Origin of the sequence: Polynucleobacter sp. MWH-HuK1, assembly GCF_018881815.1 — a bacterium.
Taxonomy (GTDB): domain Bacteria; phylum Pseudomonadota; class Gammaproteobacteria; order Burkholderiales; family Burkholderiaceae; genus Polynucleobacter.
This window is the reverse complement of the sequence record NZ_JACVPP010000001.1, coordinates 736,410-760,554: the sequence shown is the minus strand read 5'-3', so window position 1 is coordinate 760,554 and position 24,145 is coordinate 736,410. Positions and strand designations below refer to the sequence as shown.

Below are 24,145 nucleotides of genomic sequence, written 5' to 3'. Positions count from 1 at the left end.
TAAATAATCCGTACCAATGTATTTCTTTTGTCGCTCTCTTATTTACCGCGATTGACAACCAAGAGAGCCAAATCTTTTAATGCCTGCGCTGATGCGCCAAAACTATCTAAGCTGGTGATCGCTACCTCTTGTAGCTCTTTAGCCTGCTTCTGCGCATAGTCTAAACCCATCAAGGTCACATAGGTGGGCTTATTAGCGGCTGCGTCTTTGCCAGCGGTTTTGCCCAATGTCTGACTATCCGCAGTGACATCCAACACATCATCCACAATCTGAAATGCCAATCCAAGGGCTTTTGCATAACTTGCGAGATGAGCCATTTGTGCGGGGCTTAGGTGCGCACAAATACCCCCCAATTCCACTGCACAGGACAACAAAGCACCCGTCTTCATGGCATGCATTTGCTTTAAACCTGGAAGATCTAACTTTTTACCAACGCTCTCCAAATCAATTGCTTGGCCACCAGCCATACCGCGCGATCCCGAGGCAGACGCTAAAGCAGCAATCATTTTTAAGCGCACCTGCGCATCGCAGTTTGCATTGGCAAGAATTTCAAAAGCACGGGTTTGTAATGCATCTCCAACCAATAGAGCGGTTGCCTCATCAAAAGCTTTGTGAACTGTTGGACGACCACGACGTAAATCATCGTCATCCATACAAGGCAAATCATCATGCACCAATGAGTAAGCATGAATACATTCAATCGCAACAGCAGCCGCATCCAAAGACTCGGCCTGCGCTACATCTGACTGATCGGCCAGTTGACCCGCCGCATAAACCAGTAGTGGTCGTATACGTTTGCCACCACCCTGTGCTGCATAGCGCATCGCCTCATGCAAACGATGAGGGATGGTTTGAGCAGAATCAAGCAAGTGGTCTAAGGCGAACTCTGTTCGCTTAGATTGCGAACTAACCCACTGTTGAAATTGAAAAGCAGTATTCATCAAGCCTCAAACACGCGAACCTGCTGCTCAACTTGAGCCAACATGCCCTGACAGTGTTTTAACAAAGCTGCACCACGTTGATATGCCAGCAAAGTTTCTTCTAGTGAAAATTTTCCAGATTCCATGTCAGAAATGAGCTTTTCCAACTCCTTAACAGCTTGTTCATAGCGCAAATCTGGGTCAATTTGAATCTCTAGACCGGATTTTGAACTCTCTGACTTCTTGGTTGCCATAAGCTTATTTCCCTAGTATTTCCCACATGGATAGCCCTACATATTAAAGCGAGAAGCCCTTTGGATGGGTATAATCCATCCCTTCCTTTCCAATATCGATCCGTCGATGGTTGGATTGGTTATTCCGCTTAGCTTCGGCTGACGTTTTCGGGGGTGGGGAGAATGACTAATCTGGCTACCGCGCAGCAGCTTGCGCCGTCCAATTTACAACTGCCGGTTTCGGCATATTTTGACGCTGACTTGTATCAGCGGGAAATTGAACTGCTTTTTAAGCGGGGTCCTGGCTATGTTGGCCACGAACTCATGGTGCCTGAAGTTGGCTCCTATCAAACCTTAAGCGCAGAAAACGAAGGTCGCATCCTCGTTCGCAATGAATCTGGTGTTGAACTACTTTCCAATGTTTGCCGTCATCGCCAGGCACTCATGCTCAATGGTCGCGGCAAAGCAGACAATATTGTGTGTCCATTACATCGCTGGACCTATGATTTGGGTGGCAATCTATTGGGCGCCCCACACTTTGAAGATAAGCCTTGTCTGAATCTTGGTAAATCTCCTTTACAAAATTGGCAAGGTTTATTGTTTGAAGGTCCACGCAATGTTCGCACTGATCTTACAAAACTTGGTGTAGCTGACGATCTCAAATTTGATGGTTATATTTTGGATCATGTAGAAGTGCATGAGTGCAATTACAACTGGAAAACATTCATTGAAGTGTATCTCGAGGACTATCACGTCGTGCCATTTCATCCAGGCTTAGGCAAGTTTGTTTCTTGCGAAGATCTACGTTGGGAATTTGGCGATTGGCATAGCGTACAAACAGTTGGTATTCACAAAGATCTACAGAACCCAGGCTCACCAACCTATCGCAATTGGCACGAAGCGGTGCTGCGTCAATTTGACGGTAAAACCCCGCGCCATGGCGCTATCTGGCTTACCTACTATCCCAATGTGATGGTGGAGTGGTATCCAGGAGTCCTCTGCGTGTCAACATTACATCCAATGGGTCCAGGCAAAACTCGCAACATTGTCGAGTTTTACTATCCCGAAGAAATTGCTCTTTTCGAGCGCGAGTTTGTTGAAGCGGAACGTGCCGCCTACATGGAAACATGCATCGAGGATGATGAAATCGCAGAGCGCATGGATCAAGGACGCGCCGCTCTTTTAGCTCGCGGCATTAATGAGGTGGGCCCATATCAAAGTCCAATGGAAGATGGTATGCAACATTTTCATGAATGGTATCGCCGCGTCATGAATTTCAAGGGCGCATAATCAAATAAGGTATTACGGCTTTATCTAATTCTCTCGTCACTAAAGATAGGAAGCATCATGACTCCTCTGATCTCAGCTAACCAGTTAGAAGAAATCATTAACAGTGGCGAGAACGTCTTGCTCTGTGATTGCCGTTTTGATTTAGTCGATCCTTTGATTGGCAGAAAATCTTACGGAGAAAGTCATATCCCGGGCGCGATTTATATCGATTTAGATAAAGATTTATCAGGCGATAAAACTGGCGCCAACGGTCGTCACCCCCTTCCAAGCCCAGAAGCTTGGGCCAAAACAAAAGCCCGACTAGGCATCAGCCCAAACACATTAGTGGTTGCCTATGACAAACAAGGCTCCGTATACGCAAGCCGCCTATGGTGGATGCTTAAATCAACCGGTCATGCCAATGTTCGCGTTTTAGATGGTGGCTTAGATGCCTGGAATGGTCCTATGGGATCCATACCCAGAGCACCAACCCCCTGTAATCAAGCCATTGCACCAATGCCTTATGCAGGATTGGTTTTAGTCGATGAGGTTGAAGCCAATCTAGAAACAAAGAAAAATAAAATTATTGATGCGAGATCTGAAGATCGCTTCCATGGTCAAAACGAAACACTAGATCCCGTAGGTGGGCATATACCGGGAGCAATGAATCGCTTCTTTAAAAATAATCTCAATGCCACTGCTTTTAAAACCCCGGAGCAATTGTTTAAAGAATTTTCAGAAAGTCTTGGTACAACAAAAGCATCTGAAATCATTCACCAGTGTGGATCCGGAGTGACTGCTTGCCATAATCTTCTGGCTATGGAACTGGCTGGATTTAAAGGTTCACGTCTTTACGCGGGCAGCTGGAGTGAATGGTGTGCTGACCCCAAAAGGCCGGTTGAGCTCTAAATGTATTTTTGTATTAATGCAGCAGAGAGAGCAGGACAACAAACCCTACGCCGCAAGCAATCAAAATTGTTTGGCGCAATGACTCAACCCAATGTGGGCGACGGTGCATTTGCGGAATCAGATCACTCACTGCAATATAAATAAAGCTGCTAGATGCAATGACGAGCAAATACGGCATTGCTGCATGCGCTCGCTCCAAAAAGAAATATGCCAAAACCCCACCAAAAACCGCTGCTAAGCCACAGATGAAGTTGTAGAGCAGGGCTCGTGCGCGTGAGAATCCCGCATTGAGCAACACAATGAAATCGCCGATCTCCTGAGGAATCTCATGGGCAATGATCGCAATAGCAGTAAAGATTCCTACTTGATAATCCGCCATAAAAGCCGCTGCAATCAAGATACCATCGACAAAATTGTGAATACCATCGCCAACCAATATCATCCAGCCACTACGTCCTGCATTTTCTGCATCATGCCCATGGTGGTGATGGTGACCATCACCTTCGTGGTGATGGTCATGACGCAATAATGCAATTTTTTCAAGCAAGAAGAAGCCCAACAATCCTGCAAGCAAGGTAGCAAACAAGAGCTGAGGGTTTACGCCTTCCATGCTAAATGCCTCTGGTAAGGAATGAAGCAATGCAGTTGCCAGCAAAATTCCTACTGACAAACTCACCATGTTGTTGACCATCTTTGCGAGCACAGCCAACGAGCAGCTTGCAGCAACCAGGGCGCTTGCAGTACCTGCTAATGCAGTCACCAGAAGAATGGTTTGTAAAACTGACATGCTAATTAAGCTACTCCGTTTTTCTTAAACCAAGCCAGGCACTTTTCCCAGCCATCTTTTGCAGGGCCTTCACGGTAAGTAGCGCGATAGTCTGCATGGAAGGCGTGCGGAGCATCTGGATACACTTCAATCATCGATACTTTGGCAGCAGGATTTTTGGGGGCTGCTTGTGCCAATGCGGCGCGCATTTGCTCAACACTCTCCAAAGAAATACCGGTATCTGCGGCGCCATATAAACCAAGCACTGGCGCCTTTAAATCAGCAGCAATATCGACAGGATGACGTGGGCTATTTTCAGTCTTCTCACCAATCACGCGACCATACCAGGCTACACCAGCACGAACTTGCGGCAAAGTTGCGGATAACCAGGTGATACGGCCACCCCAGCAGAAACCAGTCACACCAACTTTTTTCAGATCACCGCCATTTTTGCCTGCCCAAACCAAGGCAGCCTGCAAGTCATTCAAAACCTGAGAGTCAGGCGTTTTAGCAACAATATTCTGCTGAATTTCCGCTACTGTTCCGTAGGTATTAGGATCTCCGGCACGGGTAAAAAATTCTGGGGCAATCGCAAGGTAGCCCATTTTTGCAAAACGTCTTGTGACATCAGCAATATATTCATGAACACCAAAAATCTCACTCACTACGATCACAATAGGTAAGGCACCTTTTGCTTTTTCAGGACGAGATACATAGGCCGGCATCTGAAAGCTTCCCACCGGAATCATCTGCTCGCCGACTTTGAGGCCCTTGAAATCCGTTTCAATGGCTGCAGCCATAACCGGCTCAGATGCCGCTACAAATCCTACGCCAAGAGCGGTTGCGCCAATGGCTGATGTCTTCATAAAATTGCGTCGACTATTTTGAATTTCTTTACTCATTTTTTGTCTCCTCACTTGCATGTTTATCACTATTCTTGATGCGATTCTTAATGCGCTTCTTCCCAATTATCGCCAATCCCGATGCTAACTACTAAAGGCACCCTCAGTTGAGCCACATGGCACATTAAATCCGGCAACTTGGCCTGTAGCAGGTCAATCTCATCCAAAGGCACGTCAAATACCAACTCATCGTGTACCTGAAGCAGCATTTTCGTTTTTAACCGCTCTTTTTCAAGCCAATCTTCTACAGCAATCATGGCTAATTTGATGAGGTCTGCAGCAGTACCTTGCATTGGTGCATTAATAGCCGCACGTTCGGCTCCCTGGCGACGAGGTCCATTGGAGCCCTTAATCTCAGGCAACCAAAGGCGACGCCCAAAAACAGTTTCAACATAACCATTCTCTCTAGCTTCGAGACGAGTGCGCTCCATATATTGAGCAACCCCTGGATAGCGATCGAAGTATTTGGCAATATAGTTTTGCGCGGCTGATCGCTCGATACCCAAGTTACCCGCCAAGCCAAATGCACTCATGCCATAGATCAAACCAAAGTTAATCACTTTGGCGTAGCGGCGTTGCTCAGAATTCACATCATCCAAAGGAACGCCAAAGATTTCTGCAGCAGTCGCCTGGTGAACATCCTTACCATCCCTAAAAGCGGCCAAGAGATTTTCATCCTCAGCAATATGTGCCATGATGCGAAGCTCAATTTGAGAGTAATCGGCTGACAATAACTTGCAACCTTCCGCCGGAATAAATGCCTCGCGTATACGCCTGCCCTCTTCAGTACGCACGGGAATATTTTGTAAGTTTGGATCGCTTGAGGCTAATCTACCGGTAACAGCGGTAGCCTGAGAAAAATTCGTATGCACACGACCCGTCTTGGGATCGGCCATGCGTGGCAGTTTCTCAATGTAGGTCGACATCAACTTTGCCAAACTGCGATAGTCCAATATGCGCGCCGGCAGCGGGTAATCCTCTGCAAGCTTTTGCAAGACCTCTTCATCGGTAGATGGTGCGCCAGATGGGGTCTTTTTAATCACCGGCAACTCAAGCTGTCCAAACAGAATTTCAGCAATTTGCTTCGGTGACTGAATATTAAAAGGTTGGCCTGCAAGCTTGTGGATTTCTCCTTCGAGCTCTAAAAGGCGCTTGCCGACCTGCTGGCCCTGTTTCGCGAGCAATGCTGAATCAATCCGAATGCCATTGCGCTCCATGACCCCGAGCACACGCATGGCAGGCATTTCTACTTTCTCATAAATGTAGAGTAAACCTTCGCTCTCCTGAATTTGGGGCCAGAGCTCTAGATGGAGGCGCAATGTAATGTCGGCATCTTCAGCCGCGTAATCGGTTGCAATCTTCAGATCTACCTGGTCAAAGCCAATCTGATGAACGCCTTTGCCACAAACCTCTTCATAGCGAATGGTTTTCATCCCTAGATGACGCTCTGCCAAGCTATCCATATTGTGTGGCAGATGTGACTCGAGAACATATGACTCCAATAAGGTGTCGAAAGCAACGCCATTTAAAGTGATGCCGTAATTAGCAAAGATGTGAGCGTCGTACTTTAAGTTTTGCCCCACCTTCAAATGCGCTGGACTTTCTAGCCAAGTTTTCATACGCGCTAATACCAAATCACGATCGAGTTGCACCTCACCGTTGCGATGTGCAACAGGAATGTAACAAGCCTCGCCCGGCTGCACCGATAAAGAAATACCCACAAGCTCTGCTGCAAGCGCATCGAGACTAGTAGTTTCTGTATCTACCGCAGTCAATCTAGAAGACTCAATCTTTTTTAACCACTTCTCTAATCCAGCCTCATCGACAACACACTCATAGCTTCGCTCTATCGCGTCTTGGCAGTCGCGAGTTTCTTGTGACAAATCTTTGGTTGGTGTACTTGCAATCACGCGAGTCTTTTTTTCTTCACTCGCAGTATTTTCAGAAGGGGTAATTGGGCTTCCCGCCAAATCAAAAGAAGGTATCTCACCCTTATCCTCTGCTCTTGTTAGCTGCTTCTCTACATCACGCAGCCAGGTCTTAAACGCATAACGCTCAAATAATTCACGTAGCAAAGTCGCATCTTCAGACTTAGCATGCAAATCGTCTAGCCCAGGCAAGTGTGGGGATAAATCGCAATCTGTTTTTACCGTAATAAGTTGACGAGCTTGCGGCAACCAATCGAGTGAAGCGCGTAAATTTTCACCAACAACACCTTTAACTTGATCGGCATTAGCCATTAAGTTATCGAGGTTTCCAAATTCTGCTAGCCATTTATTTGCCGTCTTCGGCCCTGCTTTTGGAACGCCAGGCACGTTATCAACGGCATCGCCGATGATTGATAAATAATCAACAATCAATTCGGGGGGCACGCCAAACTTTTCTTTTACACCATCAATATCTAACTTCTCATTCGTCATCGTATTGATCAGAGTGACTGAAGGATTTACCAATTGCGCTAAATCTTTATCGCCGGTGGAAATAATGGTTTCCCATCCAGCTTGAGTGGCTTGGCAAGCCAAAGTGCCAATGACGTCATCCGCCTCGACACCGCTCACCATAAGAACGGGCCAACCCAAGGCCTTCACAATGGCATGAATAGGCTCAATCTGCTTGATCAAGTCTTCCGGCATTGGCGAGCGATGGGCCTTGTACTCAGAGTACATTTCATCACGAAAAGTTTTGCCTTTTGCATCAAAAACACAGGCAATATGGTCAGCCTTAAGCTCAGAACGTGCCCTGCGCATCATATTAACCATGCCGTAGATGGCTCCGGTGGGCTCTCCAGCCCCATTTCTGAGGTCTGGCATGGCGTGGAAGGCGCGATAGAGGTAGCTTGAGCCGTCCACCAACAAGAGTCTATGTTTAGTCATACCGCAATCGTACAATCTAGTTGTGAATTGCCTACAGGTCTGGTTAAGGAACCGCCCGAGAGTAGGCTTAAAAAGGTGAAAAAATGCATTATTTAACGAACTTAATTACTCACTCCATGAGTCAAATCCTAGCTTTAACTAGCTTTTTAGTGGTTTTTGGATTTTTGAGCAGCACTTCTGCTCAAGCCCAGAATAACAGCCAGGCACTAAGCCAATCGGAATTGAATCGCATTAATAATCAACCGCTGGCACCTACAGTGAGCGCAACTGGTGCCATGAATGCTCCAGAGCAACGCAAACCCAATTTTCAGTACAAAGATAAAAACGGAACCACTGTTACCGAATACAAAGATGTAAACGCTCCAACACAGGTAGATGTCAAAACGCCTTATACCAGCTATGAAATGGCGCCACCTACATCAGTAATGCCAGGACCGCCAAAAGAAACCGATTTAATTAGCGTTCCAAGCATCAGCATCCCCCTCAGATAAAAATCATTTCTCTCATTTAGTTAATTTCGTTTATGGCCGTATTTACTCCGATCGAGCTTGAGGACATTGCTCAATGGATTGATCAAGACTTTAATATTGGTCAGGCTAGTGAGATACGCGGTATTCATGGTGGTATTGAAAACTCAAATTTTTTCTTAGACACCACCAAGGATAGTAAGAAGCAGGAATATGTTTTAACCATCTTTGAAAGGTTGACGGCTCAGCAGCTCCCTTTCTACTTGGAGCTGATGCACCACCTTGCAAACAAAGGCGTTCCAGTTCCTAAGCCAATTGAAAATAAACAGGGCGATATTCTTTTCACCCTTAAAGGTAAGCCTGCAGCCATTGTTACCAAGCTTCCAGGCCTTTCTAGATTGCAACCCGAATCCAATCACTGCGCACTAGTTGGCGAGATGCTAGCAAAGATGCATTTGGCTGGAAAAGATTTTTCAAAGTACCAGGAGAATCTTCGCAGCCTTGATTGGTGGCAAAAAACGATTCCTTCACTATTGCCGCACTTAAATACTTCGCAAAAAGAACTCATTACTCATGAGCTTAAAACTCAAGAAGAATTCTTTTCATCAGGCACGTATGATAGTTTGCCGCAAGGCGCTAGTCATTGTGATTTGTTTCGTGACAATGTTTTATTTGATCCAAAGGGGGCGGATGTATCTCAAGATCAATTAGGCGGCTTCTTTGACTTTTACTTTGCAGGCACTGATAAATGGTTGTTCGATATTGCCGTAACCGCTAACGATTGGTGTCTTGCTGATAACAAACAAGATCTAGATCCCGCACGCTTAGATTCATTTATGAAGGCCTACCAATCGGTTCGCCCACTCACCAAAGAAGAACTGGCGAGCTGGCCTTTAATGTTGCGTGCAGCGGCTTTGCGCTTCTGGGTTTCTAGATTGTGGGATTTTTATTTACCCCGTGATGCACAAATGCTGACACCCCATGATCCCACACACTTCGAACGTATTCTCTTAAGTCGTCGCTCACTATGAAACTCAATTACGTAGCCCCAAAAGAAGGCTATACCTGGATTAGACAGGGTATTTGGCTCTTCAAACAGAATCCTTTGGGATTCTTGATGCTCGTCTTTATGTATGTATTTGCTGCACAGCTGGCAGTCATCATCCCAGTCATTGGTGTTTTTGCGGTGTTACTCCTAACTCCAACCTTATCAGCAGGGTTTATGACGGCTTGTCGTCAAGCCATTCTAAAAGAGCGCATCAAACCTTCGGTCTACATAGCGGCTCTACAGTCTGGTCAGATGATTCGTAAAAGAATTTTGCAATTAGGTTTGGTATATGCCGCCATGATTGTGTTGCTGAGCTTTATCTTAAGTCTCTTAGTTGACTTTGAATTACTTCTACCTCTAATGACGAGTGACAAGCCCATCACTCCAGAAGCTCTACGCCAGGTGTATTTAGTACTGTTCTTTGGTGCTATGTTGTATGTGCCGGTGGCGATGTTGATGTGGTTTTCACCAGTGTTGGTTGCATGGGAAGATATGTCGGTGCCTCAAGCTCTATTTTCAAGCGCCCTAGCGTGCTGGGCTAATAAAGCCGCATTCTTTTTGTACTTATCGATTTGGAGCGCCATTCTGATTGCCATTCCTTTAACAATTGGCATGATCTTTGATGCCATGAATCTAGGACAAGCAGCCTCGTACATCATTGCACCCATCTCTATGGCAGGACTCACTGTGATGCACTGCTCTTTTTATGCGACCTGGAAAGCTTGCTTCACGGACAATGAAGTTGTGATGCCTGTCTAACTAAATTCTTCAGTCAATCGCAGCAAGCTTCGCAATACTCAACTGCAGCCATTTAATGCCGTGACGCTTGAAATTCACTTGCGCTCTTGCATCTGCATCAACACCTTCTAGACCAGTCACGCGCCCCTCACCAAATTTGGTGTGGAAAACATTTTGTCCGATAGTGAATGGATAATTTCCGCGTGGAGGTGAAGCCAGTCTTTTCACTTCCATAGAAGCAGAGCCAACTCGCTTGGCAGGCTTTTGACGCTCAGAGCCTGAATCAAAGAAATCATTTGATTCGTATTCACGTTGACGGGTATAACCGTCTTGCCAGGTAGAGCCAGATCTTGAATTACCGCCGCCCCAACGCGCATCTCTTGCTTTAGGCGTAAGCCATTTCAATGAATCAGATGGCAATTCTTCCAAGAAGCGGGAAGGCATGTTGTAGCGCACCTGACCATGCAGCATACGTGATTGGGTATGCGATAAATACAGCCGCTCTTTAGCGCGAGTAATCGCCACATACATCAAGCGACGCTCTTCCTCAAGACCATTCTGCTCGCTCACACTGTTCTCATGCGGGAATAAGCCTTCCTCAAGACCGGTAATAAAGACAGAGGTGAACTCTAAACCCTTCGCTGAGTGAACTGTCATTAGCTGCACAGCATCTTGGCCAGCCTGGGCTTGGTTATCGCCAGCCTCTAAGGAAGCGTGTGATAGAAATGCAGCCAGCGGAGAGACTTCTACAACACCGGGGGCATTCTCACCTGGCAACATAGCTGCTGCAGCATCTTGACCATAACCCTCTTCGGCAATGAATGCAGTTGCTGCATTAATCAATTCTTGCAAGTTCTCTACGCGATCTTGTCCTTCGCGCTCAGAAAGATAGTGCTGGATCAAGCCGCTATGCTGAATAACAAACTCAACCGTTTCTGGCAGGGTGTTGTGACGAGTTGCCTCACGCATATGATCCACTAGTCGCACAAACCCACTAAGGGCTGCGCCCGCCTTACCTTCTAGTGTGGAGGCAGCCAGATACAAAGAACATTGCTGCGCTCTGGCAGCATCTTGTAGGGTCTCAATAGATCTTGCGCCAATTCCGCGAGTTGGGAAATTAACCACTCGAGAAAAGGAAGTATCGTCATTCGGATTCTCAAGTAAGCGCAAATACGCTAGCGCATGTTTGATTTCAGCACGCTCGAAGAAGCGTAAACCACCGTACACGCGATAAGGAATGCCTGCAGAAAATAAAGCATGCTCAATAATTCGGGACTGTGCATTGCTCCTATAGAGCAATGCAACTTCAGTGCGCTTAATACCACTATTTACCAAAGCTTTAATCTCATCCACCAGCCAAGCAGCCTCAGCATGATCGCTAGGAGCCTCATAAATTCGGACCGGCTCGCCATGACCAGCATCGGTGCGCAGGTTTTTACCAAGACGCTCTGAGTTATTAGCGATCAGATGATTTGCTGCATCCAGAATATGGCCGTGTGAACGATAGTTCTGCTCTAGTTTCACCATGAGCGGGTGATATTGCTTTTCGTAGAGGCGCATGTTTTCTACATCCGCGCCACGGAACGCATAAATACTTTGGTCATCATCGCCGACAGCAAAAACTGAACTACTGCCCATGCCACTCACATTGATACGACTTGCATCATGACCTGACAATAATTTGAGCCATGCGTATTGCAAGGCATTTGTATCCTGAAACTCATCAATCAAAATATGACGGAAGCGCTCTTGGTAGTGCGTACGAATTGCCTCGCTGTATTTGAGCAATTCATAACTGCGCAATAAGAGCTCAGCAAAATCAACTACGCCTTCACGTTGACACTGCTCATCGTATGCGCCATAGAGTTGCGCCATCTTAGCCTGAAAGTCATCGCCAATGGATAAATCTTTTGCCCGCTGGCCCCGCTCTTTGGCATGCGCAATAAAGTATTGCAGTTGTTTGGCAGGATATTTCTCATCATCGACTTTTAAGCCCTTTAAAAGACGCTTAATCGCAGAGAGTTGATCCTGGGTATCCAGAATCTGAAAAGTAGATGGCAAACCCGCTTCTTTATGGTGCGCCCTCAATAATCGGTTACACAATCCGTGAAAAGTGCCAATCCACATACCACGGGTGTTAATCGGCAGCATTGCGCTTAAGCGCAACATCATCTCTTTGGCAGCCTTATTGGTAAAGGTCACCGCTAGGACGCCAATAGGGGATACCTGGCCGGTCTGAATCAACCACGCTATACGGGTGGTGAGGACGCGGGTCTTGCCACTCCCTGCCCCAGCCAAAATCAAGGCTGATTGGGCTTGGCCATTTTCATTTACGGGCGGGAGGGTCACTGCCTCGCGCTGTTCTGGATTGAGGTTCGCGAGCAAGTCTGAGTACATCAGCCCAATTATAATTTGCCTCTTATGCCAAATGCCTCAAATACCCCTAATTCACCAGCGGCCAGCTCTGCAGACGAGCTCGCTAAATCTTATGAACCTGCTCCAATAGAGTCCTACTGGGGTCCAGAGTGGGAGCGTCGCGGGATTGCCGATGCCACCATGGAAGAGGGCAAAGGTGATTTTTCCATACAGCTACCCCCGCCAAACGTTACCGGCACCCTGCACATGGGCCACGCTTTTAACCAAACCATCATGGATGGCTTGGTACGTCATGCACGCATGTCTGGCAAAAACACCTTATGGGTACCAGGCACTGATCATGCAGGTATTGCCACTCAAATTGTTGTTGAACGCCAACTTGATGCGCAAAAGGTATCTCGTCATGATTTAGGTCGTGAAAAGTTTTTAGAAAAAGTGTGGGAGTGGAAAGAAACTTCTGGCAACACGATTACTAGACAAATTCGTCGCTTAGGCGCATCAATTGATTGGGGTAAAGAATATTTCACAATGGACAGCAAGATGTCCAAAGCAGTAGTGGAAGTATTTGTGCGCTTACACGAACAAGGTTTGATCTATCGTGGCAAACGTTTAGTGAACTGGGATCCCGTTTTAGGCACTGCAGTTTCTGACCTAGAAGTAGTGAGCGAAGAAGAAGATGGCTCGATGTGGCACATTCGCTATCCGCTGACTGATGGCTCAGGTCACCTCACAGTTGCGACTACCCGCCCTGAAACCCTGCTGGGTGACGTTGCCGTGATGGTGAACCCAGAAGACGAACGTTATAAACACCTCATTGGCAAGTCTGTGAATTTACCTTTGTGTGATCGTGAAATTCCGATCATTGCAGATGACTATGTTGATTTAAACTTTGGTACAGGCGTTGTAAAGGTAACTCCTGCGCATGACTTTAATGACTATGCCGTAGGCCAACGCCATCAACTACCGATGATCAACATCCTGACTTTGGATGCCAAGATTAATGAGAATGCTCCTGCTGCTTATCAAGGCATGGAACGTTTTGCGGCACGTAAACAAGTAGTTGCAGATTTAGAGTCTGCTGGCTTACTAGAAAAAGTTCAGCCGCATAAGTTGATGGTGCCACGTGGTGATCGTACCCAAACCATCATTGAGCCGATGTTGACTGACCAGTGGTTTGTGGCAATGTCTAAACCAAGTCCAGACAACAAATATCAACCCGGCTCATCCATTGCTGGCGCAGCATTAGATGCCGTCACCAAGGGTGACATCAAACTCGTCCCAGAAAATTGGATCAATACCTATACCCAATGGTTAGAAAATATTCAAGACTGGTGTATCTCCCGCCAACTCTGGTGGGGCCATCAAATCCCCGCTTGGTATGGTGATGATGGACAAATATTTGTAGCGCGCTCGGAGGAGGAGGCGAGGGCCAAAGCAGCGGCAGCAGGCTATAAAGGCCAATTGAATCGCGACCCCGATGTTCTGGACACCTGGTTTAGCTCGGCCCTGGTGCCATTTAGCTCTTTAGGCTGGCCAGATGAAACGCCCGCCTTAAATCACTTCCTACCTTCATCTGTACTAGTTACCGGCTTTGACATCATCTTCTTCTGGGTAGCGCGCATGGTCATGATGACCTGCCACTTCACTGGAAAAGTGCCATTCCATACCGTCTATGTCCATGGACTAGTGCGCGATGCCGAAGGTCAGAAGATGAGCAAGTCTAAAGGTAACACTTTGGATCCAATCGATTTGATTGACGGCATTCAGATTGAAGAGCTAGTGGGCAAGAGAACAACTGGTCTCATGAACCCAAAGCAAGCTGAGAGTATTAGCAAGAAGACCAAAAAAGAGTTTCCAGATGGCATTCCAGCATTTGGTACAGATGCCTTACGCTTTACGTTTGCTTCCTTAGCTTCACTTGGTCGCAATATTAACTTTGATCAAAAGCGTTGCGAAGGATATCGCAATTTCTGTAACAAGCTTTGGAATGCTACCCGCTTTGTTCTAATGAACTGCTCAAGCAGCGATGAGGCCAATGGTCTAGCCCCTTGCGATAACCAATGCGGTCCTGACGGCTATTTAGACTTTTCGCCTGCTGACAAATGGATCGTCTCACAACTCCAAAGAACTGAAGCTGACGTAGCTAAAGGTTTTGAGAACTATCGCTTTGACAATATTGCAAGCAGTATTTACCAATTTGTTTGGGATGAGTACTGCGATTGGTATTTGGAGCTTGCTAAAGTACAACTTCAAACAGGCACTCCTGCACAGCAGCGTGCTACCCGTCGCACCCTGTTGCGCGTTCTAGAAACAATCTTGCGCATGGCGCATCCATTGATTCCATTCATTACCGAAACCCTTTGGCAAACCGTTGGTCCGAAGTCCGGCAAGGAATTGGCCAAGCAAACCAAACAAACGATTGCACTCCAGCCCTATCCTGTTGCTCAGCCAGAAAAGATCGACGAGCAAAGCGAAGCGTGGGTTGCGCAAATTAAAGCGATTGTGGATGCCTGCAGAAATCTACGTGGCGAGATGCAAGTTCCTCCGGGTCAAAAAGTACCACTCTGGATTTATGGTCCAGAAGCGTTTTTGACTAAGGCTGCACCTTATCTCATGGCACTTGCCAAGCTCACTGAGGTCAAAATCTACAGCGATGAATCTGCGCTAGAAAAAGATGCGCCTGGAGCGCCAATCGCCTTGGTAGGCGACATCAAACTCCTACTCAAGATTGAAGTAGATATTGCCGCCGAACGTATTCGCCTTGGCAAAGAGATCGAGCGTCTAGCAAATGAAATCAACAAAGCGAAGGGCAAGCTAACCAACGAAAGCTTTGTGGCTCGCGCCCCAGCCGAAGTGGTTGCCCAAGAAAAACAACGTCTTGCTGGTTTTGAGCAAAACCATGAGAAGCTTGTTGCACAATTAGAGCGTCTGAAATAAATAGCAGCTAAATAACAAAGCGTAAAGTGATTGGAAATCATATGCCATTAAGCACTAAAGCAGTTACGAAAGCAGTCTTTCCTGTTGCGGGCTTAGGTACACGCTTTTTGCCAGCAACGAAAGCTAGCCCAAAAGAAATGCTAAATGTGGTTGATAAGCCGCTCATTCAATATGCCGTTGAGGAAGCAATCGCTGCCGGTATTACTGAAATGATTTTTGTTACCGGTCGTAGCAAACGCGCCATTGAAGATCACTTTGATAAAGCCTATGAGCTCGAAGCCGAGTTAGAGGCAAAAAATAAACAGGCTCTTCTTGAAATCGTTCGCAGTGTTAAGCCAAGCCATGTAGATTGCGTATATGTACGCCAACCTGAAGCGCTTGGGTTAGGTCATGCGGTTTTGTGTGCAGAGAAATTGGTGCGCGATGAACCATTTGCAATCATCTTGGCTGACGACTTATTGGATGGCCAGCCTCCAGTTCTCAAGCAAATGCTAAAAGTCTTTGAAGAGCAAAATGGATCTGTAGTTGCAGTTGAAAAGATTGATCCTGCCAAGAGCAGCTCTTATGGAATCGTTTCTGGCGCCGAGGTCGCCAAAGGCATTTATCGTCTCAACGGTATTGTAGAAAAGCCTCAACCAAAGGATGCTCCGTCTAATTTGGCAGTGGTAGGACGTTATGTTCTCTCATCGGATATTTTCACTCACATTCGCAATCTCAAGCCTGGTGCAGGTGGCGAGATTCAATTGACTGATGCCATTGCCTCTTTACTCAAGGAAGAGGCCGTATTTGCATATGAGTATGATGGCGTTCGCTATGACTGTGGCAGCAAGCTGGGCTACCTCAAGGCTTCTGTCGAGTTTGCCCTGCGCCATCCCGAAGTCTCTGCCGACTTTGCTGCATATCTCAAGAGCCGCTCATTAACTTAATTTGCTTTTGGCTGAAATAAAAAAGGCAGAGAGATCTCTGCCTTTTTTATTTTGATTGAGACCCGCTATCTACGCTTCATAAAAAACACCAAGACATCACCTTCGGTAGTGCTTGCTAGCAACTCGTTACCAGTTTGCTTAGCAAATGCCGGAAAGTCGTGAGCCGCGCCAGCATCGGTCGCCTTAATCTTTAAGACCTCACCTGACTGCATCGTTGCCAAGGCTTTTTTTGTACGCAAGATCGGCAATGGGCAGTTCATGCCAACCGCATCAACCTCAGCATTAAAAGCTATATTCATAGCATCACTCATTTGCTTGCCACCCAGTCTTTAACCCCTGCCAAAGCAGCACCTAACTTACTTGGATCTGTACCACCAGCCATTGCCATCTCCGGTTTGCCGCCACCTTTTCCACCCACTTGCTGGGCCACAAAGTTCACGAGGTCGCCCGCTTTCACTTTGCCAATCGAATCCGCTGTGACGCCAGCGATCAAGCTGACTTTATCACCCTGAACGGATGCCAACACAATGGCGGCAGTTTTGAGTTTAGCTTTAAGGGCATCCATCGTTTCACGGAGCACGCCTGCATCAGCGCCATCCAAACGAGCAGCCAATACCTTGATGCCATTGACATCAATTGCTTGACCAGCCAATTCATCGCCTTGACTTGCCGCCAATTTGGAATTCACTTTTTCTAAGTCACGCTCAGCTTGACGCAGACTTTCTTGAAGTTGCGCAACTCGATTCACCAAATCACCAGGATGGGTTTTCAAAATTGCTGCAGCTTCATTAATCTTGTCTTCCAAGCCTTGCAAGAATTGCAATGCGTTATTACCAGTCACCGCTTCAACACGACGAATACCAGCAGCAACGCCGCCTTCAGAAACAATCTTTAAACTGCCAATGTCGCCAGTACGGGATACGTGCGTGCCGCCACAGAGCTCTTTAGAGCTACCGATCTCGAGCACGCGTACTTCATCACCATACTTCTCACCAAAAAGCATCATGGCGCCTGTCCTTTGCGCATCGTCCAATGACATCACCTTGCCTGAAGTAGCTGTATTTTCCAAAATCTCCTGGTTAACAATATCTTCGATGCGACGAATCTGTTCTGCGGTAATAGGTGCGTTGTGCGTAAAGTCAAAACGAGTCTTAGTAGCGTCTACCAAAGAACCTTTTTGTTGCACATGATCACCCAGCACTTCACGCAATGCTTTATGTAAGATATGCGTTGCGCTATGGTTGCGCATCGTATCCGTTCTTTGCTTAGTATCAACTAAAGCATTAATTGAGTCGCCAACATTGAGTTCACCTTCAAGCACTTCGCCTTGATGACCAAATACGTCCGCTTGAATCTTGAAGGTATCTTCGACTACAAAACGAATGTTTTCATTGCGAAGCTCACCCTTATCGCCAACCTGACCACCAGATTCAGCATAAAAAGGAGTGTTATCCAAAACAATAACCGCTGCATCACCCGCTTTCACGGATGGTACTGCTGAACCATCTACATAAAGGGCAGTTACTTTAGCGCCCTCATGCTTTAGAGTGTCATAGCCATGAAACTGGGTAGGTACACCCTTGTAATCCAAGCCTTGGGCTACCTTGAACTTGCCAGCAGCTCTCGCTTGATCGCGTTGCTTTTGCATTGCCACTTCAAAGCCGTCAGCGTCTACCGTAACTCCACGCTCACGACAAACGTCAGCCGTTAAATCCAACGGGAAGCCAAAAGTGTCATGCAGGCGGAAAGCAGTTTCACCATCAACTACTTTTGCACCGCCAGCTAAAGCGCCATCTAAAATTTCCATGCCGTTCGCGATGGTTTGAAAGAAGCGCTCTTCTTCTTGCTTGATAACTTCACTCATTTTATCTTGTGAAGCACGTAGCTCTGGATAGGCATCACCCATTTCTTTAACAAGCGCAGGGACTAGCTGATAGAAGAATGGTTTGCGTGCGCCCAGCTTATAACCGTGGCGAATCGCACGACGCGCAATGCGACGTAAGACATATCCGCGCCCCGCATTACCTGGAATCACACCATCCACCACGATGAAGCTACATGCACGAATGTGGTCAGCAATTACCTTGAGTGAAGGGCTATCCGCATCGCAATTCTCACCGCCAGCAGCATCTACCGCTTCCTTTGAAGCCTTTAGTAGATTGACGAAGAGGTCGATTTCATAATTGGAGTGAACATGCTGCAACACTGCAGCAATACGCTCAAGACCCATACCAGTATCAACGCTCGGCTTAGGCAGCGGATGCATCACACCTGCTTCATCTCGGTTGAACTGCATGAAAACGTTATTCCAAATTTCGATATAACGATCGCCATCTTCATCTGGACTTCCAGGAGGACCGCCAGCAATGTGATCGCCGTGATCGTAAAAAATTTCAGTACAAGGTCCGCATGGACCCGTGTCACCCATCATCCAAAAGTTGTCTGATGCATAGCGCGCACCCTTGTTATCGCCAATACGAATGATTCGATCAGCTGGCACACCTATTTGTTTATTCCAAATCTCAAAAGCCTCATCATCTTCGGCATACACCGTTACCAAGAGCTTTTCTTTCGGCAACTTAAATGTCTGGGTCAATAAATCCCAGGCAAACTGAATGGCATCCTTCTTGAAATAGTCCCCAAACGAAAAATTTCCCAGCATTTCAAAAAAGGTGTGATGACGGGCGGTATAGCCGACGTTATCCAAGTCATTGTGCTTTCCGCCTGCTCGGATGCACTTTTGGGCTGTTGTGGCACGGTTGTAAGGGCGTTTATCAAACCCTAAAAACACATCCTTGAACTGATTCATGCCCGCATTTGTAAATAGCAAGGTTGGGTCATCCCCTGGAACCACGGGGCTGGACGGGACGATTTGATGGCCTTTTTGAGCGAAGAAATCCAGGTAGGCCTGGCGAATTTGGGAGACTTTCATGCGAATAATTATCGCATTGGCACTAGCCTAGGGCAAACGCTAGGTAAGAAGCCCCAAACCTGACTTACAATCCCACAACATCTATAAAAATCGGCAATTAAGTCGATAACAAGGAGAGCAACTTGAAAATTCGCAATCAACGGGATTTTGGAGCCGGGATCATGTACATGGTTATTGGCCTATTCTTCGCCACTATGGCCAAAAACTACCCAATGGGAACTGCTGCCAAAATGGGTCCGGGCTATTTCCCATTCTATTTGGGTATCTTAATGTTCCTATTAGGCCTTCTAGTTGCAGTTAAGGCCTTTGGCGCTAAAGCAGCGATTGAATCCATTCCCAAATTTAACTGGAAGATCATGGCACAAATTACTGGCGCAGTGGTCCTTTACGGCTTACTGCTTCCACGCCTTGGCTTCTTAATTGCGGTAGTGGTCTTGGTTTTTGTTGCCGCTAGCGCCAGTAGAGAGTTCACCTGGAAGGGTACCGCAATAAATGCGGCTTTTTTAGTGACATTCACTTATTCAGTGTTTGTGTTGGGTCTGAAACTTCAGTTCCCACTCCTGCCTGTATTCCTACAACAATAACGAACCGGGACTCTGAAAAATGGATTTATTTACAAACTTAGCTCTCGGTTTTGATACCGCGTTCACATTACAAAACCTGATGTACTGCCTTATCGGCTGTATTTTGGGAACCTTGATTGGCGTACTGCCTGGCCTTGGCCCTATTGCAACGATTGCAATGTTGCTACCTGCAACCTATGCACTACCTCCAATCGCTGCCTTAATTATGTTGGCTGGTATTTACTACGGCTCACAATATGGTGGTTCAACTACAGCAATTCTGTTGAATATCCCGGGGGAGACGTCGTCCGTAGTAACCGCGATCGACGGTTATCAAATGGCTCGAAATGGTCGCGCTGGTGTTGCCCTCTTTACCGCAGGTATGGGCTCATTCTTTGCGGGCTGCGTAGCAACTTTAGTATTGGCTGCTTTTGCTGCGCCACTTTCACAGCTTGCCTTCAAGTTCGGCCCTGCTGAATATTTCTCCTTAATGGTCTTAGGTTTGATTGGTGCAGTGGTATTGGCATCAGGCTCTTTGATCAAGGCGATTGGCATGATCATCTTAGGCCTTTTGATGGGCTTGATTGGTACCGACGTAAACTCTGGCGTTTCTCGCTATGCGTTTGACATCCCTGAGTTGAGTGACGGTATCGGCTTCGTATCTGTTGCTATGGGTGTATTTGGTTTTGCTGAAATCATGGGCAACCTTGAGAAGTCTGGAGATGATGAGGGCTTCCTCAACAAGCTCACCAGCATGGTACCCACCAAGAATGATCTGAAACGCATGGTTCCATCCATCTTACGCGGCACAACGATTGGTTCCGTTTTGGGAATTCTGCCAGGTGGTGGCGCAGCTCTTGCTGCATTTGGCGCATACTCTGTTGAGAAGAAATCTTCTAAACATAGCCATGAATTTGGTAAAGGCGCTATTGAAGGCGTTGCTGGCCCTGAAGCAGCAAATAACGCTGCTGCACAAACCTCATTCATTCCATTGCTCACATTGGGTATCCCACCTAATGCCGTAATGGCTTTAATGGTTGGCGCGATGACTATTCACAACATTCAACCAGGTCCACAGGTAATGACCAGCAACCCGGCTTTGTTCTGGGGTCTGATTGCTTCCATGTGGATTGGTAACGTGATGTTGATTCTCTTGAACTTGCCTTTGATTGGTATCTGGGTAAAGCTCTTGAAGATTCCTTATCGTTTCCTCTACCCAGCAATTTTGGTGTTCTGCTGTATCGGCGTGTACACCGTAAATAACACCGTGTTTGATGTTTATGTAACCGCAAGCTTTGGCTTGATTGGTTACCTGTTCTTCAAACTAGGTTGCGAACCACCCCCATTGCTGTTGGGCTTCGTACTCGGACCAATGATGGAAGAGAACTTCCGTCGCGCCCTATTGTTGTCACGCGGCGACTTCTCTACTTTTGTAACCCGCCCACTTTCCTTAGGTCTACTCATTGCAGCAGCCCTTTTGGTGGTGATCGTGGCTCTGCCAGCGGTGAAGAAGACTCGCGAAGAGGCGTTTGTGGAAGATTAATTCCCGCCACCTCTCCAGAAACAAGCCCGCAGCAATTTGCGGGCTTTTTCTTTATGGGCCAAGGGTTTTCTCTACAATGTGGCTATGTCCCAAGATAGCAAATCCTCCAAAGCAAATGCCGGCGCTGTAGCCGAGCCGTCCAACTTCTTACGTCAAATCATTGATCATGACTTGGCAAGCGGCGCTTTTTCACAGCGCACTAATTTAGCTGGCGAGCCTATCCCATCAATCATCACCCGCTTTCCGCCTGAGCCGAATGGTTATTTACACATTGGTCACGCCAAAAGTATTTGTTTGAACTTTGGCTTAGCTGCTGATTACAACAATCAAGTAGGTGGTGCACGCTGCAATATGCGCCTGGATGACACCAATCCAGTCAAAGAAGATGTTGAGTACGCCGACAGCATTTTAGATGCTGTGAAGTGGCTAGGCTTTGATTGGGGAACCCACCTTTATCATGCTAGCGATTACTTTGATCGCCTCTACGAGTTTGCTGAGATTTTGATTCAAAATGGCAAAGCATATGTTGATAGCCAAAGCGCTGATGACATTCATACCAATCGCGGGAACTTTGGCCAAACCGGAAAAAATAGTCCTTATCGCAATCGCAGTCCAGAGGAAAATCTGCAGCTATTCCGCGAGATGCGTGATGGCAAATTCAAGGATGGCGAGCATGTACTCCGCCTCAAGATTGATATGGCGCATCCGAACATAGTGATGCGCGACCCTGTCGTTTATCGTATTCGCCATACCGATCATCATCGCACTGGTAGCAAGTGGTGTATCTATCCCTTATATGACTTTACCCATTGCATCTCTGATGCGCTCGAAAATGTCTCTCACTCCATATGCACATTAGAGTTTGAGAATAACCGTCCGCTCTATGACTGGATTGTGAATTCTCTAAAAGAATTGGGTGTATTTAAAGATCCAGTACCGCATCAGTATGAATTCGCTCGCCTCAATCTGACCTACACCATCACTAGCAAACGCAAGTTATTGCAGCTGGTAGAAGAGAAACATGTTGAAGGCTGGGATGATCCGCGCATGCCAACTATTGTAGGCATCCGTCGTCGCGGCTATACCCCAGAAAGCATTCGCTTGTTCTGCGAACGCATTGGCGTTTCAAAAGCAGATAGCTGGATTGATATGAGCACCCTAGATCAGGCACTACGCGATGATCTCGAAGTCAGGGCGCCGCGGGCTACTGCGGTATTAAAACCACTCAAGCTCGTAGTGGAAAATTTTGATGCTTCAGCAAAAGAAGCTTGTTCTGCACCTCGCCACCCCAATCATCCTGAATGGGGTAATCGTGAGTTTAATTTCACACGCGAACTTTGGATTGAGGCAGATGACTTTATGCAAGAGCCAAGCAAAGGGTTCTTCAGACTGTATCCGCCAATTGGCGATCAACCCGGTAGTCGCGTTCGCTTACGCCATGGCTTTGTAGTCGAGTGCACCGGTTTTGAAACTGATGTGCAAGGCAATGTGACGCAAGTTAACGTGACTCACTTCCCTGATAGCAAGAGCGGGACCCCAGGCTCCAATAACTATAAGGTTAAGGGCAATATTCATTGGATCAGCGCTGCTGAGGCTATTCCAACAGAAGTACGTCTTTATGACCATCTATTTAGCGATCCACATCCAGATAGCGGTGACAAGAATTTCTTGGATGCAATCAATACCAACTCCAAACAAACCATCACTGCTTATTTAGAACCCTGCATGAAAGATGCAAAACCTGAAGATCGCTTTCAGTTTGAGCGCCACGGTTACTTTGTTGCCGACCAAAAAGATTGCCAACCTGGCAAGCCAGTATTTAACCTTACTGTTGGCCTTAAGGATTCTTGGAAATAGCTTTAAGAAAATGTCCTACGCTTGGATAGCGTAGTGGTGTTTTTAACTCATGCAAGCGCGTATTAGTCACTCTACGCGACTCGCGCATAAATGACCACAGTATCGGACTGACAATTTTCTGTAACTCATTACCAGGCAATCGAGCCAGCCTTTGTAGTCCAAAGGCATCGGCGACTTCATCAAAGTAATCACCCATCTTTGTTTCACCACCATCGCAGGCATTAATAATGCGCTGAGGTTTGCCGTGATACACCGCCGCACATACCAACCTTGCTAAATCATCGCTTTGAATATGATTAGAGTAGGCATCCTCTTCGGCGACAAGCGCTGGTGTTTTGGACTCTAGTCGCTCTATTGGTAAACGATCAGCAGCATAAATTCCAGGAACACGCAAAATTGTTATAGCAACGCCATTTGCAGGCCCCCATAAGCGCAGTACTCGCTCGGCATCCACCCTTCTTTTGGCGCGCTCACTTTGGGGGTTTACTGGAGTAATTTCACTCACTTTGGCACCCCGATGATCTCCATAGACACCTGTAGTACTGATGTAGATTAGGCGCCTGACGGCATTAGAGCCTTGGGCTAAAATTCGGGTTAGGTTGCGGGTTCGGCAATCGCGATTTCCACTATTTTGAGGTGGTGCCAAATGAATCACGGTTTTAGCTAAACCGGCCAGGCGCCATAAAGACTCTGGTTGATCCAGATTACCTAAAATAGGAGTTGCGCCAACCTCCCTCAACTCCTGAAAGCGACTCTGCTGAGATGTCAGTGCAAGAACACGATGACTTCCCGAGACCTGCTTGGCCACCCGAAGACCAATATCTCCGCAGCCAATAATCAGGATTGAAGGTTTACCAAAAGATTGCATAAGTGACATCGTAACGAT

Annotated in this window: 19 protein-coding genes; 10 read left to right on the top strand and 9 right to left on the bottom strand. The window is 46.9% G+C overall.

Translation table 11 applies throughout. The annotated features are described in order from the left end of the window. Positions 1-38: 38 nt before the first annotated feature. Both ICE93_RS03950 and xseB read right to left on the bottom strand, forming a co-directional pair. Complete coding sequence (locus ICE93_RS03950; RefSeq protein WP_216185797.1) at positions 39-941, bottom strand: polyprenyl synthetase family protein; 903 nt, start codon at positions 939-941, stop codon at positions 39-41. Continuing rightward, positions 941-1,174: an exodeoxyribonuclease VII small subunit gene (xseB, locus tag ICE93_RS03945; RefSeq protein ID WP_216185795.1), complete on the bottom strand. Its 234-nt coding sequence runs from the start codon at positions 1,172-1,174 to the stop codon at positions 941-943. Before xseB ends, ICE93_RS03950 begins: the two co-directional genes overlap by 1 nt. A 162-nt stretch (positions 1,175-1,336) precedes the next feature. Here xseB and ICE93_RS03940 point away from each other — a divergent pair, with 162 nt between their 5' ends. Further along, a complete protein-coding gene (locus tag ICE93_RS03940; protein ID WP_216185793.1) occupies positions 1,337-2,443 on the top strand; it encodes an SRPBCC family protein in 1,107 nt (368 codons plus the stop codon). A 57-nt stretch (positions 2,444-2,500) separates the two neighbouring features. Continuing rightward, positions 2,501-3,331, top strand: coding sequence for a sulfurtransferase (locus tag ICE93_RS03935; protein WP_216185791.1), 831 nt, complete (start codon positions 2,501-2,503; stop codon positions 3,329-3,331). Positions 3,332-3,344: 13 nt separating this feature from the next. On the opposite strand, the gene ICE93_RS03930 is transcribed toward ICE93_RS03935, so the two are convergent. Genes ICE93_RS03930 through polA form a run of 3 tightly spaced genes read right to left on the bottom strand, consistent with a single transcriptional unit; the run spans position 3,345 to position 7,872 of the window. Next, on the bottom strand, positions 3,345-4,118 hold the full coding sequence (locus ICE93_RS03930; RefSeq protein WP_216185790.1) for a ZIP family metal transporter: 774 nt from the start codon (positions 4,116-4,118) through the stop codon (positions 3,345-3,347). Positions 4,119-4,123: 5 nt separating this feature from the next. Beyond that, a complete protein-coding gene (locus tag ICE93_RS03925; RefSeq protein ID WP_216185788.1) occupies positions 4,124-4,999 on the bottom strand; it encodes a dienelactone hydrolase family protein in 876 nt (291 codons plus the stop codon). Between the two features lie 47 nt (positions 5,000-5,046). After that, a complete protein-coding gene (gene polA / locus ICE93_RS03920; protein WP_216185786.1) occupies positions 5,047-7,872 on the bottom strand; it encodes a DNA polymerase I in 2,826 nt (941 codons plus the stop codon). 116 nt (positions 7,873-7,988) lie between these two features. On the opposite strand from polA, the gene ICE93_RS03915 reads away from it, so the two are divergent. Genes ICE93_RS03915 through ICE93_RS03905 form a run of 3 tightly spaced genes read left to right on the top strand, consistent with a single transcriptional unit; the run spans position 7,989 to position 10,146 of the window. Next, the gene (locus ICE93_RS03915) at positions 7,989-8,363 is read left to right on the top strand and encodes a hypothetical protein (RefSeq protein ID WP_255554479.1); all 375 of its coding nucleotides are present in this window, start codon (positions 7,989-7,991) and stop codon (positions 8,361-8,363) included. A gap of 32 nt (positions 8,364-8,395) precedes the next feature. Continuing rightward, a complete protein-coding gene (locus ICE93_RS03910) occupies positions 8,396-9,370 on the top strand; it encodes a homoserine kinase (protein WP_216185784.1) in 975 nt (324 codons plus the stop codon). Further along, on the top strand, positions 9,367-10,146 hold the full coding sequence (locus tag ICE93_RS03905; RefSeq protein ID WP_216185783.1) for a BPSS1780 family membrane protein: 780 nt from the start codon (positions 9,367-9,369) through the stop codon (positions 10,144-10,146). The genes ICE93_RS03910 and ICE93_RS03905 overlap by 4 nt, the downstream gene beginning before the upstream one ends. Positions 10,147-10,155: 9 nt before the next feature. Here ICE93_RS03905 and ICE93_RS03900 read toward each other — a convergent pair whose 3' ends face one another. Beyond that, a complete protein-coding gene (locus tag ICE93_RS03900) occupies positions 10,156-12,522 on the bottom strand; it encodes a UvrD-helicase domain-containing protein (protein WP_216185782.1) in 2,367 nt (788 codons plus the stop codon). A 24-nt stretch (positions 12,523-12,546) separates the two neighbouring features. Here ICE93_RS03900 and ICE93_RS03895 point away from each other — a divergent pair, with 24 nt between their 5' ends. After that, positions 12,547-15,438, top strand: a complete 2,892-nt coding sequence (locus ICE93_RS03895; protein ID WP_216185781.1) for a valine--tRNA ligase — start codon at positions 12,547-12,549, stop codon at positions 15,436-15,438. Between the two features lie 41 nt (positions 15,439-15,479). Next, a complete protein-coding gene (gene galU / locus ICE93_RS03890; protein ID WP_216185780.1) occupies positions 15,480-16,364 on the top strand; it encodes a UTP--glucose-1-phosphate uridylyltransferase GalU in 885 nt (294 codons plus the stop codon). A 65-nt stretch (positions 16,365-16,429) separates the two neighbouring features. Here galU and ICE93_RS03885 read toward each other — a convergent pair whose 3' ends face one another. Both ICE93_RS03885 and alaS read right to left on the bottom strand, forming a co-directional pair. Beyond that, on the bottom strand, positions 16,430-16,663 hold the full coding sequence (locus ICE93_RS03885; protein ID WP_255554477.1) for a sulfurtransferase TusA family protein: 234 nt from the start codon (positions 16,661-16,663) through the stop codon (positions 16,430-16,432). Positions 16,664-16,671: 8 nt separating this feature from the next. Next, positions 16,672-19,296 carry an alanine--tRNA ligase gene (alaS, locus tag ICE93_RS03880; RefSeq protein WP_216185779.1) on the bottom strand — a complete coding sequence of 875 codons (2,625 nt, stop codon included), beginning with the start codon at positions 19,294-19,296 and terminating at the stop codon, positions 16,672-16,674. A gap of 122 nt (positions 19,297-19,418) precedes the next feature. On the opposite strand from alaS, the gene ICE93_RS03875 reads away from it, so the two are divergent. The 3 genes from ICE93_RS03875 to ICE93_RS03865 all read left to right on the top strand — a co-directional run bounded on the left by ICE93_RS03875 (position 19,419) and on the right by ICE93_RS03865 (position 23,259). After that, positions 19,419-19,880: a tripartite tricarboxylate transporter TctB family protein gene (locus ICE93_RS03875; RefSeq protein ID WP_216185778.1), complete on the top strand. Its 462-nt coding sequence runs from the start codon at positions 19,419-19,421 to the stop codon at positions 19,878-19,880. A 19-nt stretch (positions 19,881-19,899) separates the two neighbouring features. Continuing rightward, positions 19,900-21,402: a tripartite tricarboxylate transporter permease gene (locus ICE93_RS03870; RefSeq protein ID WP_216185777.1), complete on the top strand. Its 1,503-nt coding sequence runs from the start codon at positions 19,900-19,902 to the stop codon at positions 21,400-21,402. 84 nt (positions 21,403-21,486) lie between these two features. Beyond that, positions 21,487-23,259 (top strand): glutamine--tRNA ligase/YqeY domain fusion protein, encoded by a 1,773-nt coding sequence (locus tag ICE93_RS03865; protein ID WP_216185775.1) that lies wholly within the window; start codon positions 21,487-21,489, stop codon positions 23,257-23,259. Here ICE93_RS03865 and ICE93_RS03860 read toward each other — a convergent pair. After that, positions 23,240-24,136: an SDR family oxidoreductase gene (locus tag ICE93_RS03860; RefSeq protein WP_255554475.1), complete on the bottom strand. Its 897-nt coding sequence runs from the start codon at positions 24,134-24,136 to the stop codon at positions 23,240-23,242. The genes ICE93_RS03865 and ICE93_RS03860 overlap by 20 nt on opposite strands. Positions 24,137-24,145 lie beyond the last annotated feature (9 nt).